We start from the raw sequence: 1,655 nt of genomic DNA on the forward strand, positions 1-1,655 counted from the left end.
AGTCGTCCCTTCTTCAATAACTTCCGTATTATCTATCATAAATTATCTATTTCTGGAAACTACTCTTCCCCTTGACCGCTAGGCAATAGTTTTGCTTCGAAACCTATCTCTTCTTTAATTCGGTTTACATCGAAAACGGAGGCCCATTTGTTTCCCGGTTTCTCGAAGTATGAGGCATCAATATTATCGCCATACCAGGCATGAAGTAGATCGGCAACTGGCGGCTTGCACCATGTTCTTGGAGCACTGGCGTTCATAACTCTTACACCCGGCTTCATAGGCGACTCCACAGCCATAGTGAAGGCTCGAACCGCATCACTTAGACACATAATCGCAACCATCGCGAACGCCCATTCGCCTTTCTTTCCCAATTCAACTAGCTCTGCCGGTTTGTCATCGGGGCAAATCGAACAAAGACGAATATTGATCACATCTATTGCAGGACTTTGACGCTGTTTATATCGGCTGACTTCTTCCATTATGTACTTTGAAAAACCATAGCCTCCACAGTCCAGGCATGGGTGCTCATCTGAGATCGGAAACTGGAGTGGTTTAAAATCAGCTCTCTGTATCCCAACCACCGCAATCGAACTTGCCAATACAAACTTCTTACATCCACGATCAATGAGATACTGCATCAGTCTGCGCGTACCTTCGGCATTAATCTTAAGGCACTCTTCCTCAGATCCTCCGCCCGTCACTGCCGCCAAATGGACAACAGCATCAATGTTAAACTTATCCAGTAGTTTCAAGTCATCAGGAGAATGAAACTCACCGCAAATATGTGTCAAACCCAATCCAGGGTCTTTACGACTCATGCAGATAACGTTATGCCGTTCAGCCAGTGATGAAGCAAACGCCTTGCCGATGAACCCGCTTGTGCCTGTAACCAAAATTGTGCTCATTTGTGCTTTCTCCATTCCATATTCTACATCCGAGAGGCTTACTTTCACCCTTCCCTCCTCCGCCCGGAGGCAGAGGAGGGTTCCGGAAAATGCGCTCTGGCTACGCCCTGGATTTGCCGCCGGAGACGTTCAGAACCGTACCGGAGACATAGCTGGCGGCGTCGGAGGCTAGGAAGCAGACGACTTCGCCGACTTCGGCCAGGGTGCCTACGCGCTTTAGGGGGATTGAGACGCTTTCGTAGCTGCTTCGAAGCTTTTCGACGGTAATGCCACGGGTATAGGCTAAGGCTCGTTCGTATTCGGGGGTGCGTAGGGCTGTAGCTTCCAAGATGCCGGGGGCTACGCCGACCACTCGGATGTTGTGCTTGCCCAATTCTTTGGCCCAGGAGCGGGTTAGAGAGTACATAGCAGCCTTAGTGGCCGCGTAGACACTTTGACCCTCGGAGCCTTCGAGTCCTGACTCGGAAGCCATATTGATAATCGCGCCGCCCTTGCCCTGCTTAATCATCTGCCGAGCCGCCGCTTGGGCGCATAGGAAGGCAGACTTCTGGTTGACCATAACGACCTTATCCCAAATCTGTTCGGTCAATTCCTCTTGCCCAGCCGGATCAACAAGCAGTCTGGGGATATTAATCCCAGCGTTGTTGACCAGTATATCCAGATGGCCGAATTCTGTAAGAGTAGACCCAATTAGGTTATCAACGCTCTCCTTATTCGTTACGTCCGTATTGACAAAGTAATGCTTTAGGT

2 protein-coding genes are annotated in these 1,655 nt (G+C 49.8%); both read right to left on the minus strand.

Annotation, left to right across the window (positions count from 1 at the left end):
• Positions 1-59 precede the first annotated feature (59 nt).
• A complete protein-coding gene (locus tag WCO51_13660; protein ID MEI6514300.1) occupies positions 60-953 on the minus strand; it encodes an NAD(P)-dependent oxidoreductase in 894 nt (297 codons plus the stop codon).
• A gap of 52 nt (positions 954-1,005) precedes the next feature.
• On the minus strand, positions 1,006-1,655 hold a 650-nt coding region (locus WCO51_13665; protein ID MEI6514301.1), incomplete at its 5' end, for a sorbitol-6-phosphate dehydrogenase subunit.

The organism is bacterium (assembly GCA_037131655.1).
Taxonomy (GTDB): Bacteria; Armatimonadota; Fimbriimonadia; order Fimbriimonadales; family JBAXQP01; genus JBAXQP01.